Annotated in this window: 13 protein-coding genes; 8 read left to right on the forward strand and 5 right to left on the reverse strand. The window is 48.5% G+C overall.

Translation table 11 applies throughout. From position 1 onward, the window contains the following. Positions 1-2 precede the first annotated feature (2 nt). Both PMI05_RS14545 and cimA read left to right on the forward strand, forming a co-directional pair. On the forward strand, positions 3-785 hold the full coding sequence (locus tag PMI05_RS14545; protein ID WP_007722815.1) for an alpha/beta hydrolase: 783 nt from the start codon (positions 3-5) through the stop codon (positions 783-785). A 118-nt stretch (positions 786-903) separates the two neighbouring features. After that, positions 904-2,526, forward strand: a complete 1,623-nt coding sequence (gene cimA / locus PMI05_RS14550; protein ID WP_007722817.1) for a citramalate synthase — start codon at positions 904-906, stop codon at positions 2,524-2,526. Positions 2,527-2,896: 370 nt separating this feature from the next. Here cimA and PMI05_RS14555 read toward each other — a convergent pair whose 3' ends face one another. Together PMI05_RS14555 and PMI05_RS14560 are read right to left on the reverse strand one after the other, a co-directional pair. Continuing rightward, entirely contained in the window at positions 2,897-3,442 is a 546-nt protein-coding gene (locus PMI05_RS14555; RefSeq protein WP_007722819.1) for a GNAT family N-acetyltransferase, read from the reverse strand. Positions 3,443-3,731: 289 nt separating this feature from the next. Beyond that, on the reverse strand, positions 3,732-4,595 hold the full coding sequence (locus PMI05_RS14560; protein ID WP_007722820.1) for a helix-turn-helix transcriptional regulator: 864 nt from the start codon (positions 4,593-4,595) through the stop codon (positions 3,732-3,734). A 135-nt stretch (positions 4,596-4,730) separates the two neighbouring features. Between PMI05_RS14560 and fabF the strand changes: the two genes are divergently transcribed. Continuing rightward, entirely contained in the window at positions 4,731-5,963 is a 1,233-nt protein-coding gene (fabF, locus tag PMI05_RS14565; protein WP_007722822.1) for a beta-ketoacyl-ACP synthase II, read from the forward strand. Positions 5,964-6,069: 106 nt separating this feature from the next. Here fabF and PMI05_RS14570 read toward each other — a convergent pair whose 3' ends face one another. Continuing rightward, positions 6,070-6,300, reverse strand: a complete 231-nt coding sequence (locus PMI05_RS14570; RefSeq protein WP_007722824.1) for a DUF1128 domain-containing protein — start codon at positions 6,298-6,300, stop codon at positions 6,070-6,072. Positions 6,301-6,330: 30 nt separating this feature from the next. Continuing rightward, complete coding sequence (locus tag PMI05_RS14575; protein WP_007722829.1) at positions 6,331-8,823, reverse strand: DUF3656 domain-containing protein; 2,493 nt, start codon at positions 8,821-8,823, stop codon at positions 6,331-6,333. Positions 8,824-9,005: 182 nt separating this feature from the next. Here PMI05_RS14575 and PMI05_RS14580 point away from each other — a divergent pair, with 182 nt between their 5' ends. Genes PMI05_RS14580 through PMI05_RS14585 form a run of 3 tightly spaced genes read left to right on the forward strand, consistent with a single transcriptional unit; the run spans position 9,006 to position 12,147 of the window. Beyond that, positions 9,006-10,334: an ATP-binding protein gene (locus tag PMI05_RS14580; protein WP_007722833.1), complete on the forward strand. Its 1,329-nt coding sequence runs from the start codon at positions 9,006-9,008 to the stop codon at positions 10,332-10,334. Beyond that, positions 10,294-10,467: a hypothetical protein gene (locus PMI05_RS31090; RefSeq protein ID WP_007722836.1), complete on the forward strand. Its 174-nt coding sequence runs from the start codon at positions 10,294-10,296 to the stop codon at positions 10,465-10,467. The genes PMI05_RS14580 and PMI05_RS31090 overlap by 41 nt, the downstream gene beginning before the upstream one ends. A 3-nt stretch (positions 10,468-10,470) precedes the next feature. Further along, positions 10,471-12,147 carry a peptide ABC transporter substrate-binding protein gene (locus PMI05_RS14585; RefSeq protein WP_007722840.1) on the forward strand — a complete coding sequence of 559 codons (1,677 nt, stop codon included), beginning with the start codon at positions 10,471-10,473 and terminating at the stop codon, positions 12,145-12,147. A gap of 38 nt (positions 12,148-12,185) precedes the next feature. On the opposite strand, the gene PMI05_RS14590 is transcribed toward PMI05_RS14585, so the two are convergent. Continuing rightward, complete coding sequence (locus tag PMI05_RS14590) at positions 12,186-12,779, reverse strand: TetR/AcrR family transcriptional regulator (RefSeq protein ID WP_007722843.1); 594 nt, start codon at positions 12,777-12,779, stop codon at positions 12,186-12,188. 200 nt (positions 12,780-12,979) lie between these two features. On the opposite strand from PMI05_RS14590, the gene PMI05_RS14595 reads away from it, so the two are divergent. Then, positions 12,980-13,453 carry an N-acetyltransferase gene (locus tag PMI05_RS14595; RefSeq protein ID WP_007722846.1) on the forward strand — a complete coding sequence of 158 codons (474 nt, stop codon included), beginning with the start codon at positions 12,980-12,982 and terminating at the stop codon, positions 13,451-13,453. Between the two features lie 122 nt (positions 13,454-13,575). After that, a complete protein-coding gene (locus tag PMI05_RS14600) occupies positions 13,576-15,657 on the forward strand; it encodes a methyl-accepting chemotaxis protein (RefSeq protein WP_007722849.1) in 2,082 nt (693 codons plus the stop codon). Positions 15,658-15,703 lie beyond the last annotated feature (46 nt).

Genomic DNA, 15,703 nt, shown 5'->3' on the forward strand with positions numbered 1-15,703 from the left:
ACATTCATACGGAGGAAGCGGCAGGTTCAGCACAGCCACTACTGCTATTTTGCCATGGCTTTAAAGGATTCAAGGATTGGGGAAGTTTTCCCTATGTAGCCGATGAGCTGGCCAAGCAAGGCATTACCACGATTCGCTTTAATTTTAGCTGCAATGGCGTAGGTGAGAGCTTGACGGAGTTCGACGAGCTGGAGAAATTCGGGCGCAATACGTATGCGCGTGAACTGGCTGATTTGCAAGCGTTGACGGAACGGATTGTGTCAGGCGAGCTTCCTTTACCTGATTATGTGGACAAAACGAAGCTGTACGTATTGGGACATAGCAAGGGCGGCGGTGACGCGATTCTATTCGGAGCAAACAACCCACATGTGGCAGGGATTGTCACCTGGAACGGAATCGCTCATGTCGATTTGTTCGATGAGAAGCTGCGCCAGCAAATAGAAGAGACAGGCGTGGGATACATAGCGAATGCGCGGACTGGTCAAGATATGCCAATCACGAGAGCTGTGATCGAGGACGTGGACAACAATCGCCAGCAATACGATATTTTGGAACGAGTTTCTACGATGGAGCAACCACTGTGCATCATCACAGGAGAAAAAGATTATGTCCGTCTGGTAGAGGGTGCAAAAAGAATTCATCAGGCTGCCAAAAATAGCGAGCTGCACTGGATAGAAGGCGGAGATCATACATTTAACACGCGTCATCCGTTTGGTGGTACATCGGCTCCACTGGAAGATGCGATCAAGCAAACCGTCTCATTTGTCCGCACCCCACGGACATAGAAAAAACCTCTATTTTCCTGCGTTTTCTTTCCATTTGGGCTGTGGTATACTGGGAATCGTCTAACGGTTAGAATGATGTGATTATTCAGAAAAATAACGGAACAGGTGGAGAAGAAACATGAATAGCAAGGTGTATCTGTATGATACGACCCTGCGAGATGGTACGCAGGGAGAGGGGATCAGCCTGTCGGTAGAAGACAAGATAAAGATCGCACTGCGGCTGGACCAGTTTGGTATCGATTTTATTGAAGGCGGTTGGCCGGGCAGCAATCCAAAGGACATGGCTTTTTTTGAGCGTATCCGGGAGATTTCGCTGCAGCACGCAAAGGTAACGGCTTTTGGCAGTACCTGTAGACCCAATGTAGCAGCGGTGGATGATGACAATCTGCAAGCGTTGATCTTAAGCGGAGCCTCGGCGGCGGCGATCTTCGGGAAATCATGGGACTTGCACGTGACGGATGCTCTCAAGACGACATTGGAAGAAAACGTGCGCATGGTCGCTGATTCGGTCGCATTTTTAAAAGAAAACGGATTGACGACTCTCTTTTTGGCAGAGCATTTCTTCGATGGGTACAAGGCGAATCCGCGCTACGCATTGCGAGTGCTGGAAGCGGCAGAAGAAGCTGGAGCTGACTGGATCGTTCTCTGTGATACAAATGGCGGAACGCTGCCGCATGAAGTCTATGATATTGTCAAAACGACTGTGGGCCACCTGCGGACGCTAGTAGGCATTCATCCGCATAATGACAGCGGAGTGGCGGTTGCCAATGCACTAGCTGCGATTCAGGCGGGCGCACAGCAAGTACAAGGAACCATTAATGGCATTGGTGAGCGCTGTGGGAACGTCAACTTGATCTCAGTGGTTCCGAATTTGCAGCTCAAGCTAGGCCATCACTGTGTGAGTACTGATCAATTGCAGGAGCTGACACAGCTCTCGCGCTATGTAGCGGAAATTGCCAACATGACGATGCCGAACAACCAGCCGTTTGTCGGGTACAGTGCTTTTGCTCATAAGGGTGGTATTCACGTAAGTGCCGTTATGCGCGATCCGAAAACGTACGAGCACATCGAGCCGGAAAACATCGGCAACAAACGTCGCGTACTCGTTTCGGAGCTCGCTGGCCAAAGCAATTTACTCGCCAAAATGGAAGAGCTGGAGATCGATCTTTCGTTGGATCGCGAAAAGGCGAGAGAAATCATTACACACATCAAAGAGCGCGAATTCCAAGGCTATCAATACGAAGGAGCAGAGGCTTCGCTCACGCTGATGCTGCTGGAAGCCTCCGGCAAGCTGAAAAACCTGTTCACGCTGGACTCCTTCAAGATCATGCTGGAAAAGGCAGCCGTCCAATCGATCACGTCGGAGGCGACCGTGAAGCTGCGTGTAAATGGGGAGTCTGTCCATACGGCAGCTGATGGTAATGGTCCGGTGAATGCGCTGGACAATGCGATGCGAAAAGCTTTGGAAAGCTACTACCCGTGCATTGCCAAAATGCAGCTGGAAGATTACAAGGTACGTGTCTTGGATGAAAACGGCGCGACCGCCGCAAAAGTACGTGTCCTAATCGAATCCTCGAGCAACGGCGAAAAGTGGAGCACAGTCGGCGTCTCCACCAACGTCATCGAAGCCAGCTGGGAAGCGCTGGCAGACAGTATCCGTTACTTACTGTGGAAAGAAGGCTGCGAGGAAGTTGGAAGCCTTGCTTCCTCCGGGACGCGCGTAGGAATTGTGAATCATTAACAAAGTGAACCAGCCTGGGCAAATGCCAACAGGCTGGTTTTCCTTTATTGTGTAAGTTTTATAAGGTACCGATCAACAGACAAGGCTAGTTGAGAAGAAAAAGCACAGGGCTCGTAGACCTTGACAACGCAGACCCAGTCGGAACTTCCAAAAGGGGACCACGCTTGTCGAACACTTCTTCCCGGGGTACCACCAACAAAACGCGGATTTACAATGTAAAGGAAATACAAATTTAAAAAGCCTAATTTCTCAGGTGTTATAAGTGAGAAATTAGGCTTTAGTTACTTCAGAAAAGCGCCCTTTAATGGACTTGATTTCAAGATAAGTTTTTTCTGGACTTTATCGTTGATAATAATTATTTCTGTTACCTTTATACATCCAAGCTGTTGATGATAGCTAAAATTTGATGATCTGTCCATTTGCCATTAATCTTTATATTTTCTTTAGCTATGCCTTCTTTTTTAAACCCTACTTTTTCTAATACACGAATAGATGCTAAATTGTCAGGCATAGCTCCAGCTTCAATTCTATGTAGTTTTAATTCACTAAAAGCAAAGTCTACAACGAGCTGAAGAGCTTCTGTTGTATAGCCCTTTGCATTATACTCCTCATCTAAAGTAAATCCCGTATAACAGCTTTGGAAGTTTCCCCTAGCAATTTGAGTTAATGAAATGTCTCCGATAAGTTTATCAGTTGCTTTTAAAAAGATTCCAAAAGCATATACTTGCCCTTCATCTGTCTTTTTTAATACCTGTTCAATGCGTATTTTTTGATGTTCTTCTGTATAAAAGGCTTCTGGGAGTAATGGGCAAACTCGTTGAAAAAAATCGCGATTTCTAGTATGTAATTTAGCTAACTCGCTGGCGTCAGAAATCTTGTAAAGTCGAAGATATATTTGTTCTCCTACTAGTTTCATAAAACCCCTCCAATATCCTTTTAATCCAATTTTATCATGGTTAATGAAAGAAAAGATCAACAATGGATAGAATTTTCGTTATGGGGGATTTTGATTTTTTAAGTTGATGGGCATGTAGTGGTACCCCTTCCCTGAGAAACATCCGCCCGTAGGGTGGCTTTGGCTCGACGGTCCCCTTTTTGCAATGGAGACGGACAGTCAATCCCCCCTGCTGGCGTGTCAGAGTCGAAGAGCACTGTGCTTTTTCTTCTCCTCCACCAATGTTGACTCAAACCACAAAGACCTTCAGTCACGGTTCTGCAGAAGAAACCGGACGATCAATCAGCTGCCGCAGCTTCGTTTCCGTGGCAGAATTCGGGTCAGGCGTGTAAATGCTACACCGCAAATCCGCATTCCCGGAAACTTGCAGCGAAGTCAGATGAAAGAGCATTTTCCCTACCTTGGCATGACGGAATTCCAGTAAAACCTCCGGGGCTGAGCTGACACGGCTTTGCTCCCAAAGGTCGTGAAAGTCGGGATGAACCTGTCGCATTTCGCTTAAAAACTGCTCGTACCACTCATCCTCTACATACTGACCGTAATTGGCACGAAAAATCGCAAGAAAGCCGCTGACGAAATGCTCCCAGTTGACGGCCAGCCGTCGTAATTCCTTTCGCGTAAACACCAGGCGGATCAAATTGCGCTCTTCGTAAGGGAGTTGTTCAAAATTGAGAAAGACATGTGCGGCTGCCTCGTTCCAGCCTACAATATGACTGCGCCGATCTGAAATAATAGTTGGACACGAGCGCAATTCTTTCAAGATTCGTTTCAGGGCAGGATTGATCTGCGGCGGTTCATCTTTTTGCACGTCTTGCCCGACTCCCGTGCCTGTCTCCAGTGCCAGCGCATACAAATATTTTCGCTCATCGACGGTAAGCTGCAAGGCTCTCGCTACCGCATCTAGAACAGAAGGCGAGACCTTGATGTCGCGGCCTTGTTCCAGCCATGTATACCAGGTGGAGCTAACCCCTGCGAGCTGAGCAACTTCTTCTCTTCGTAGCCCGGGTGTTCTTCTGCGTGTCCCAGGAGCCAGCCCGACCGATTGTGGCAGGATTTTGGCGCGCTGCGCTTTTAAAAAAGTAGACAGTGCTTGCAAACGCGTTTGCTGATTCATGGTACACTCTCCATCTCCTCTACTGGTTAAGTTTGTTAAACTAGTACTCATTATACTAGGATAAACAACAACTTGTAATAGGATAACGCATGTGACAAGATGATTTCCATAAGGCACTCAAATTGGAGGCTATTCATGGAAAAAGTCGTTGTCACAGGTATGGGAGTGATCTCCCCGATAGGGAATACAGTAAATCAGTTTTGGAACAGTCTCGTACAAGGGAAGTCTGGTATCTCACATATTGATACTTTTGATACAACGCGTAATAAAACGAAAATCGCAGGTTTGGTGCGAGATTTTGATCCGGTGGAGCGTTTTGGGCGCAAAGAAGCTAGGCGAATGGATCGCTTTTGCCAGTTTGCCCTTGCTGCTGTAGAAGAAGCGCTAGAGGATGCAGAGCTTCGGTTGGACGAGTTGGACCGCGAGCGAATCGGAGTATATGTAGGCTCTGGTATTGGTGGGGTAGGGACGCTCCTTGAGCAGCATAACGTTCTTCGTGAACGAGGTCCTGAGCGGGTCAGCCCGACGCTTGTTCCCATGCTCATCTCCAACATGGCAGCAGCGATGATCAGCATCAAGTACGGTCTGTACGGGCCGACGATGTCACCTGTTACTGCTTGCTCGATTGGGAATACGTCCATCGGTGAGGCTTTCCGGCTCATTCGGTCGGGCGGGGCGGATGTCGTCATCGCAGGAGGGTCTGAGGCCGCAGTGACGGACATATCTCTCGCCAGCTTTAGCAATGCGACGGCATTATCAACGAGAAATGATGATCCAGCAGGAGCGAGTCGGCCATTTGATTCCCAGCGGGATGGGTTTGTCATGGCAGAGGGTGCCGGGATTGTGATTTTGGAATCAGAATCACACGCCAAGAAAAGAAACGCCCGCATGTATGCCGAGGTGATTGGCTATGGGGCAAGCTCTGACGCCTATCATATGGTGGCGACACATCCAGAAGGAATCGGTCCCTATCGTGCGATGAAATGGGCCCTCAAGGAAGCAGGGGTGCAAACGACAGACGTGGATGTCATCAGCGCGCACGCAACCAGCACAGAAATCGGAGACCGTTCCGAGACATTGGCGATCAAAAAGCTGTTTGGCGAGCATGCGTACCGTGTACCGATCACCGCCAACAAATCGATGACGGGTCATATGTTTGGTGCAGCAGGAGGGGCGGAGGCGATCGCCCTGATTAAGAGCCTGCAGGAAGGAATCATCCCCCCGACGATTAATCAGGAGGAGCGTGACCCTGAATGCGATCTGGACTATGTGCCAAATACAGCACGCAAAGCCACGCTCGACATCGGCATGTCCAATTCCTTTGGCTTTGGTGGTCATAACGCAGTCATTGTGTTGAAAAAAGTGTAACGGATAGTACCTGTTTCCGTAATCTCCGATAGACAGTGAGAGCACACAAAAAAGCGTCACTCCACATACCCAGGAGTGACGCTTTTTCCCTGTGTCAAAAACAGAACTAGGATTGTTTTCTCATCGCACCCAGCTCTTCAACGATGGCGGTCATTTCATTGATGCCAAACGCCGCTTTTTTCTGCACCATGTTGTACAGGTACAGCAAATCCTCGTAATGAACGAGATCGAAATCCTCCGGGCGCATCACCGCTGTATTCGCCATGTTCAGCTTTGCTTTGATGCCCTCGATAATAACGGCCAGGTTTTCTACAGTCGGTTGATTCAGGTCAGCCATACTTCTCTCTCCTCTCTACAAATCTGGTATTTATTTCGTCAGTTGCCCACGTGTGACGCCCAACTGGTTGGTTGACTTCAGGGTACGCCATACGTGTGTACCGCTAACTTCTCCGCGCAATGCCTTGCGATACAGACTGATTACTTCTTTCACGCGCTCTGGCTCTTCTTCCAAAAACTCGATGCGGTAGCTGCCGACATTTAGAGAGCGGAACTCGCTCAAGTACTCAGCACCGGACTGGTCAATCGCGTTATAAACGGTATTGCGGCAACCGGTATCTACACGTATAGGGTGAGAGAATCCAACGCGGTCTTTCAAGGAAATGCGGGAGGTCTCACATGGAGTTCCGCAGTTTGTATGATCAGTACCTTCACTCATGAATGTGCAGTATACGCAGTGCTCGGTGTGGAACATCGGCATGTGCTGGTGGATAACCAGCTCCATGTTCGCAGCGTTCGAGCGGCTGAGCAGATCGACCATCTGCTGGATGTTCAGATCGTACGATGGAGTGACGAGCTCAAGACCTGATGCAAGGAACAGCTCAACTGCCTTGTGGTTCGCGACATTCAAGGAGAAATCGCCAATCAGTGGAATATCGATTTCATTACGACGGGACAAGTAGTAATAGAGTGCTCCCGTATTGCGCACCAGAATAGCGTCTGGTTTGCTTTTCGCGATCAGGGCAAGGACACCGTTTTCATCCGGCATATGAATGCGCATCGTAGCAATCCCGATCTTTTTCCGGTACTTATGGGCCAACTTGACACCCTCTGGATACTGTTTGACGAATTCAAAGTCAGCGTAGAGGAAGTCCACATCTGTTTGCGCAGCTGCTTCCAATTGCTCAAGCGAGCGGCACAGTGCTGTCAGGAGCGGCTTTTCCACTGGTTTTCTCGTTGGTACGTCCGCGTATACATTGATATCGTGATGGTGGTAAATCGGCGGCTTGGAACGCAGGAACACGAGCTGCTCTACTGCGTCACGGCGCATCCGGTTCAACTCACTGACAGGTACGATGAGATCCCCTTCGAGATCGACAGTCAGATCGTTAGCTTCCAGGTGGAAAATGGTTCCGCCCAGACGGCTGAGTTGATCGTGCAACAACTCAGCGGTCAGAGGACGCTTCAAAGCAGTCTCCAGCAGTACCTCGGAAGGAACACTGACAGCGTGATTCGCCTGTTTATCCACCCAAGTGACACTGAGCTTTTCACCCAGCTTGCCGCTTACGTGAACGGACAGAGGGAAGGTGCGATAAGGCTTTTCTGTCTCGAACGTTTTGCGCAGGCGACGATCCAGCTCAGGATCGCTCGTCTTCCATACGCGGTCACCGACGTGAAGACGTTTCAGATTCACGTCATTGCGTCCCATGACGATTTCATACAGACCTTTGGAAACTTCGCCTTCTACTTTTTTACTGCGGATCAAAATATCGTAGATGCGACCGCCTTCTTCTTTTTGCGTGGGGTCACCCGCGTCGAACACGATTCCGTCTCCGCGTTTGACAGGAGCAGTGATTTCCACCAAAACGCCTGTAGGAAGCAGTTTTTTCACGGTTCCCAAAAACACACCGCGGCTTTTCGGGAACGATCCATCTACGAGTTGCTTGTTGTTTGTCCCGGTCAAAAATCCGTGTGTAAACCCGCGAGAGAAGCTTTGTTGCAGCTCGCGTACTTCTACCTCGGATGGTCCCGTATCTTGTCCGGCAAAATAACGCTCGATGGCGGCATTGTATTTGCTCACGACGTTTGCAACATATTCAGGTGTTTTCAGGCGACCTTCAATTTTAAAGGAAGTCACGCCAGCCTCGATCAGCTCAGGAACCAAATCGATAGCAGCCAAGTCCTTCGGGGACAGCACGTAAGCGATATTCCCCATTTCCTTCTGCACACCGTCTACCATCAGGTCATACGGCAAACGACAGGCTTGGGCACACTCCCCGCGGTTTGCCGAGCGTCCACCCCACATTTCCGAGGTCAGACATTGTCCGGAATAAGAAACGCACAAGGCACCGTGGACGAATACTTCCATCGGCAGCTTTGCTTTTTCTCCGATTTTTTTGATCTCTTTTAATGAATTTTCACGACCGAGTACGACGCGTTCCATATCAAACGGCTTCGTGAACTCCACCGCTTCTGGCGAAGTAATCGTCATTTGTGTAGAGCCGTGAATCGGGAAGTCTGGAGAAATCTCGCGGATCATCTTTACAAGACCGAGGTCTTGTACGATCACAGCGTCTACTCCAGCGTGAATACAGGCGTCAATCAGCTCGCGTGCATCCTCTAGTTCATTTTCAAATACGAGAATATTAAAGGTAAGGAAGCCCTTTACCCCGTACATGTGCAAATAAGCCATAATCTCAGGCAGTTCTGCCATTTGGAAGTTCTCAGCACGAGCACGCGCGTTGAACTTTTCTACCCCAAAAAAGATGGCATTGGCTCCGTTGGCCACGGCTGCCTTCAAACAGTCCCAGTTACCAGCAGGAGCCAACAGCTCGATATCTTCACGTTTTATACCATTTCGCATGTGTATGTCATTACCTCCAAGGTCTTCAAACAAGCTCTTCTTCATCATAGGGAAATGTGCTGGTCACCGCAACAAAAACATCCTTTCTGCCAGATGTTGAAAATGTGCCTTCCAGAAAGACACCTAGTGATGTTATTCTGTAAGAAAAATCGAAATATTCTAAGAGCCAGGGGAACCGATATATGTTAATCATCAAAGACATTTTGCTGCAGTTATTGTTCGTTATCGTCCCTGTTTTGCTGTATAGAAACGTTTGGCTGGGGCGATCAACCTCGAACAAGATGAGCGTCAAGTCATCAATGGTTATCGTTTGTAGCTCGATCAGTGTCATTTTTTCCATGAGCTTTCCAGTACAACTCAGTAATGGTATGGAGTACGATTTACGCTCGATACCAATCATTATTACCATTTTATACGCTGGGTATATCCCGGGCATTTTGACGATTTTGGTGATGTTTGTCGTAAGGATCGTTCTGGGTGGCGATGGCGTTCTCATAACGATTCTTGGAACGATGGTCTATGCGATCATACCGTTTTTGTTGGTCAATCGTTGGTATGGCTACTCTTTACGAAAAAAACTAGGGGTCGTTCTCTTGATCGGATGCTTGAAGCAGCTATCCATCATCAGTGGAGGGATGGTTATTTTGATATGGAGAGGGTTCCCGTTGTCCATCATTAACAATTATCTGGAGCCGCTAGTGGAAATCGGTTACCTCGCTTTGATCGTACAAGGTGCAGCCGTTTATTTCATCGAGTTTATTCGAGAATCTCATATTATCCGCAAGCAGGTTGAACGCTCGGAAAAGCTGAACCTGATCAGTGAGCTGGCAGCCAGTGTTGCCCATGAAGTACGCAATCCACTCACAGTGGTACGAGGCTTTGTCCAGTTGTTGCGTGAGGAGACGAATCCGAAAAACGTTGAATACATCCGATTGGTCTTAAATGAACTCGATCGGGCTGAATTTATCATTTCCGACTATTTAAATCTGGCCAAGCCTCATTCTGAGACGCTAGAGCGACTGGAGATTGCGCATACCGTGAACGAAGTGACCGCCATCATGTCCTCTTATAGCGTCATGAACCGAGTGGAAATCGCCTGTGAGACCGAGCCGGGCCTATTCGTTGAGACCAACGCCGTTAAGCTCAAGCAAGCATTGATGAATCTGATGAAAAACGGTATCGAATCGATGGGACAAGGTGGCGTACTGCACGTCACTGTACAAGCAGCCGGGACCTATCATGTGATTTCCATCAAGGATGAGGGAGAGGGGATGACGCCGGAGCAGATTGAACAGATTGGGTTGCCTTTTTATTCTACAAAGGAAAAAGGGACAGGTCTCGGTTTGATGGTAACCTGCCGGATCATCGAGGCGATGCAAGGGACCATCCACTTTCAGAGTGAACACGGGCACGGAACGCAGGTGACGATTCAACTGCCTGCTGTGTATACGACCGAAAAAGGAGGCGAACATGGACAAAGATCAAGAGGTGTGGGAGCGACTCTTTCATGAGTTGGCAGTAATCAGAAGCGAATTAAAAGCGTTCAAGCTCGAAACACGTGCAGAGCTTTATCAAATCAAAAGCGAGCTGAAAGAATGGCAGCAGCGAGAAGAACAGCGAAGGCTCCCAAACGAAGGGGAATAAACCATGCAACGTTCCGTAAACAGATGGTGGCAAAAAACAGGAAAAGCTGTTTTCGCAGCAGGCTTGGCTTTAGCACTTGCTGCGTGCGGACAACCACAGGAAGCCGCAAAGCCTGCCACACAACCAACAAAAGAAGCTACACCAGCTAATGCGTCTGCGCAACCTGAACAAATACTCAGATTGAATAACTTTACAGAACCACTTTCTCTTCATCCCGGACTCATTTCGGATGTTTGGTCATCCAATGTTATTTTTCAGACGTTTGAGGGTCTGACTCGCATTGACGACAAGGGCGTTCCACAGCCCGCCATGGCCCAGGAAATCAAGGCATCAGATGATTTGTTGACGTACACCTTCACGATTCGCGACAATGCGAAGTGGTCGAACGGTGATCCCGTAACCGCGCACGATTTTGAAAACGCCTGGAAATGGGCACTCGATTCCAAAAATGGTTCCCAGTATGCCTATCAGTTGTTTTATGTAAAAAATGCAGAGGCGGCTTTTGCTGGCAAAGCCAAGCCTGAAGAAATCGGGGTCAAGGCAACAGATGATAAGACACTGGCCGTCCAACTGGAAAACCCGACGCCGTTTTTTCTGGAGCTGACGGCTTTTTACAGCTACTTTCCGCTGAATACCAAAGTGGTAAAGGACAAACCGGACTGGGCGAAGGAAGCAGGACCAGCCTACACCTCGAATGGACCGTTCAAACTCGCTACATGGGAGCATAAAACCAAGCTGACGCTTGCGAAAAACGAGCATTATTGGGATGCCGACGCAGTCAAGCTGACCAAAATCGAAATGAATATGATCAATGACGCGAATACAGAGCTGTCGATGCTGGAGGGCGGCGATCTCGATTGGGCAGGTGCCCCGACTGGCAATCTTCCGCTCGACGCGATGTCGACCTTGAAGGAAAAAGGATTGCTGGTGATCACGCCAAAAGCCGGTACGTATTGGTATGAGTTCAACACAGAGCAAAAGCCTTTCCACAACAAAAAAATTCGCCAAGCCTTTTCATACGCGATCAATCGGAAAGACATCGTGGAGAACATCACGCAGGGAGGGGAATTGGTTGCGACAGCCGTAGTGCCGCCTACAATGTTTGCTGAGAACGAGCAAGGCTTGTTTACAGACAACGACATAGAAAAAGCCAAGCAGCTGTTGGCGGAAGGCATGAAGGAAGAAGGGTACGCCAGCGTCGACCAGCTCCCACCAATTACACTGTCCTATAATACAGAGGAAGCACAAACCAAAATCGCGCAAGCCGTACAGGATATGTGGCAAAAAAACTTGGGTGTGCACGTCAAGCTGGAGAATCAGGAATGGAATGTCTACTATGAAAACGTGAAAAACGGGAAGTACCAAGTAGCGCGGATGGGGTGGACGGGGGATTTCAACGATCCGATCAACTTCCTGGAAATATTCCGAACGAAGGAAGGCAACAACCATACTCGTTGGGAGAATCGTCAATATGCCGATCTATTGGCGGCTTCTGCCAAGGAGAAGGATGCTGCCAAACGAAAAGCGGTCTTGCAAGAGGCGGAGAAAATCTTGGTGGACGAAATGCCAGTCATTCCGTTTTACTTTAAGTCTACGGTGTATGCGCAGAACCCCAAGTTGAAAGGCGTAGTCATTTCAGGTTTGGGAAACGCGCAGTACAAATGGGCGTATTTCGAATAAATCATAAGTAGTCACATTCGAAGGGCTGGTCAGTCGGATTATTCCACGACCAGCCCTTCGAATACGATAGAGACCTTCTCTTCCATGATTTCTTCGAGTGCCCAGGCGCCTTCGCTGCGTACCCAATCATAAAGAGCGTTATAGTAAATATTCTCTAACATGTTCGCAGCGACAAGAGGGTTGAATTTGCTTTTCAATTGATTCTTTTCTTGCGCTTCTTCAATCAGGTCAGCGAACAGTTGACGCAATTCAAAGTACATGTTCTTTTCATTCTCAAGCACTTTCCGATGTTTCATCGAGGATTCTACGACGACTTTGATGAAATCGAAATTGGTGATGGTGACTTCATTCATGATCTTGTAGATCCGCAGCACCTTCGCCTTGCATTCGTCACCATAATCCCACTCTTCCCGGCGCTCCTCGATTTCATGCAGACGCTCATATCCCCAGTTGGCGAGAATGGCTTCCTTTGAAGTGAAATGCAGAAAGATCGTACCGCGTGCAACATCCGCTTCTTCGGAAATCATGTCGATTGTGGTTGCTTCAAAGCCGTGCGTTTTGAAGAGCTTGATGGCAGCATTGAAGATTTTTTCGCGAGTTTCGCGCTTTTTCCGTTCCCGTCTTGTCGTCAAGTATGTAGCACCTCCTTATGAACTCGTACGCTTGATTATAACACAACCGTTACCTAACAAAAGAATAGTTCATGCAATTACGCATAATTTAGGTGAAAAAAGGATAGACTTCTGCAAAGCTCGAATGTATATTTATATAATATAATGAATAAATATTAAATCATACCAGGCTCGAGATGCATGGGGTGGAGGAGAGTAAAATGGGTGTTGCAAAGGCTCTGGCAGTACGTCAGGCTACGATGAAAGACGTGGATGCCATGTTGGAGATTGTTAATGAATATGCACAGCAAGGCTTGATGCTGCCACGTACGAAGCTGTCTTTCTTGGAAAACTTGCAATCCTTTATTGTCGCTCATGATGGAGATTCGGTCGTAGGTGTCGCAGGCCTACATATTTTGTGGGAGGATCTGGCTGAGATCCGCTCCTTGGCTATCTCGGAAAAAGCGAAGGGGATGGGCGTTGGGAAACATCTGGTTCTTCATTTGGTTGAGCAATGCCGCCTTTTGGGAATTAAGCGTGTACTGGCGCTGACCTACCAACAAGTGTTTTTTGAAAAGTGCGGGTTTTGGGTGGTTGCCAAGGAAACACTGCCGCAAAAAGCTTGGAAGGATTGTATTAACTGCTCCAAACTGCCGATGTGCGACGAAATTGCTATGATTTTCGAGACAGCCTGATACATTTGGTCTAGCCTTCCTTTTTTCTTTTCTGGTACTATATTCATATAAATAGTAGAAATATAAACAATATTCTACAAGTATACCAGAAAAAGAGATTGTCAAAAATGGGGGGCTTTTCCATGAAGCTGGGCGCTCGTATATTGCTCGTTCTACTACTGGCAGGAAGTGTACCGTTGACGGCAGCGGGAGTGTTTGCTTATCAGGAATCCAAGCAGGAATTGTTGAACGGAAGTGCCGCTACACTGGAAGCGCTGCGTCACAGCAACAAGGAACAGGTGGAAAATTACTTTCGTGAGCGAGCCAGGAACGTGGATACGTTGGCTGCATCGGGAACAGTAATGTCTGCCCTTTCTTCGTTTGAGGACGTGTGGCGGCAAGGACGAGAATCGCCTGCTTATGAAGTAGTGCAAGCGCAGTATACGAACGAACTAAAGATGGAGGTCGCTCGCTACGGCTTCGTGAATGCCTTTCTGTTGAATGCACAAGGGGACATCGTGTACGAGACAAAGCCGCAGGCTGATTTTGGTACGAATCTCCTGACAGGCTCACACGCTGACTCTGTACTTGGTCAGACTGTGCAGCAAGTCAAGAAAACCCAAAGCGCAGAAATGTCAGATCTAGGCAAATACGAACCATCTGGAGGGGCGCCAGGGGTATACATTGCAGCACCGATCTACGAACGAGGCTACATCATCGGGCAAATAGCAGTTGAAGTATCCATGGATTATATTTCTAGAATATTCAATCAACGAGAAGGACTGGGGGAAACCGGGAAGATTTACTTGGTTGGTGGTCCGGACAAGCTGATGCGTTCGCAACTGGGCAGTGGGCCCAATACGTTGTTACAGCAAAAAGTAGATACGCCCATCGTTGATCAGGTCTTACTCACCCAACAATCAGAAGGAACGGTCGAAAGCATGGATTACTTAGGACAGCAAGTGCTCGTGTCCTATGATCAGGTCAAAGTGGGGAAGAAGACGTGGGCGATTTTGGCAGAGATGAATATGACCGAAATACTAGAGGGCCCAACCCGAATTCGGGATGCCATGATTGCTTTTAATGGTGCTGTCCTCTTGCTAATCGTCATCATCTCATTATTTACTGCAAATTGGCTTCGCCGCTCGTTTCGCGGCATGCTTGCCGTGGCAGAGCGAATTGGACATGGGGATTTTTCGCGAGAGATACCTGACAAGCTATTAAAACGAAAAGATGAACTGGGGGAGCTTGCAGGGTCTCTCGTTACGATGCAGAAACAACTGCGCAAAATTTTGTTTCAGATTCAGCAGGCAGCTGCTTCCGTTTCCGGTGCGGTGAGAAATATTCAGGGAAACACCAGTGAGATTGCCGCTTCCAGCCAACAAATTGTCCTCGTCGTCGATCAAGTGGCTGCATCTACTGACAGCCAGGTAGAAAAAATGGGACAAACCTTGAATCTGGCTGTTGATTTGACGAAAGATGTGGCGGTTGTAACGGAAAATGTAGAACGGGTGACTGTCTCTGCGGAAGAAATGAAGCAGCATGCACATGCAGGCAGACGCGCGATCACAGATGTGATGGACAGCATGGATGAAATTAATCGTTCGGTAGAAGCTGCAACGGATGTCATTCATGTATTGGAAGGGCGCTCGAAGGACATTTCGAGAATTATCTCTGTCATTACAGAAATTGCCCGACAGACCAATCTGCTAGCCTTGAATGCTGCGATTGAAGCGGCCAGAGCAGGAGAGCATGGCAAGGGATTTGCAGTCGTCGCAGGAGAAGTGCGTAAGCTGGCGGAAGATACTAACAGTGCTGCCCAGCAGATCGTAGGCATGATTGGTGACGTACAAAAGGATACGAAGGAAGCTGTCGCGAAGATGGTCGAGGGTGCCCAAACGACCGCCCGCGGCATGAAGACAGCACACCAATCCCAAGAGTTGTTCCAGCACATAGAGGAAAACATCCTCGGGGTGTCGCAAGAAATTAACGGTGTCAGTGAGGCCTTTAAGCGTATGGCGCCAGATGCCCAACAAGTAGCCGTTGTAGCTGGGGAAGTATCCGCCGCATCGATGCAAGCGGCCGCCGGTGTCCAAAGCATCTCGGCTGCGGTAGAGGAGCAGAGTGCAGCGATGGAGCTCATTGCAGATGCTGCGAATCAGCTGGCTATTCTAGCAGAAGAGCTGAGAAGCTCACTTGCAGCCTTTGTTTCGCGCGAAAATTAAGAAATAAGGGACGGAGCAAAAGCCAGTGACAACTGCCTTTTCTCCC

The sequence above is a fragment of the Brevibacillus sp. BC25 genome, assembly GCF_000282075.1.
Lineage (GTDB): Bacteria > Bacillota > Bacilli > Brevibacillales > Brevibacillaceae > Brevibacillus.

What these genes read in the sequence shown, in the direction of transcription:
- PMI05_RS14600 (WP_007722849.1), top strand. Translation starts at nt 13,576, where the DNA reads ATGAAGCTGGGCGCTCGTATATTGCTCGTTCTACTACTGGCAGGAAGT.
- cimA (WP_007722817.1), top strand. Translation starts at nt 904, where the DNA reads ATGAATAGCAAGGTGTATCTGTATGATACGACCCTGCGAGATGGTACG.
- PMI05_RS14560 (WP_007722820.1), bottom strand. Translation starts at nt 4,595, where the DNA reads ATGAATCAGCAAACGCGTTTGCAAGCACTGTCTACTTTTTTAAAAGCG.
- PMI05_RS14575 (WP_007722829.1), bottom strand. Translation starts at nt 8,823, where the DNA reads ATGCGAAATGGTATAAAACGTGAAGATATCGAGCTGTTGGCTCCTGCT.
- PMI05_RS31090 (WP_007722836.1), top strand. Translation starts at nt 10,294, where the DNA reads ATGGACAAAGATCAAGAGGTGTGGGAGCGACTCTTTCATGAGTTGGCA.
- PMI05_RS14580 (WP_007722833.1), top strand. Translation starts at nt 9,006, where the DNA reads ATGTTAATCATCAAAGACATTTTGCTGCAGTTATTGTTCGTTATCGTC.
- PMI05_RS14570 (WP_007722824.1), bottom strand. Translation starts at nt 6,300, where the DNA reads ATGGCTGACCTGAATCAACCGACTGTAGAAAACCTGGCCGTTATTATC.
- PMI05_RS14595 (WP_007722846.1), top strand. Translation starts at nt 12,980, where the DNA reads ATGGGTGTTGCAAAGGCTCTGGCAGTACGTCAGGCTACGATGAAAGAC.
- fabF (WP_007722822.1), top strand. Translation starts at nt 4,731, where the DNA reads ATGGAAAAAGTCGTTGTCACAGGTATGGGAGTGATCTCCCCGATAGGG.
- PMI05_RS14555 (WP_007722819.1), bottom strand. Translation starts at nt 3,442, where the DNA reads ATGAAACTAGTAGGAGAACAAATATATCTTCGACTTTACAAGATTTCT.
- PMI05_RS14585 (WP_007722840.1), top strand. Translation starts at nt 10,471, where the DNA reads ATGCAACGTTCCGTAAACAGATGGTGGCAAAAAACAGGAAAAGCTGTT.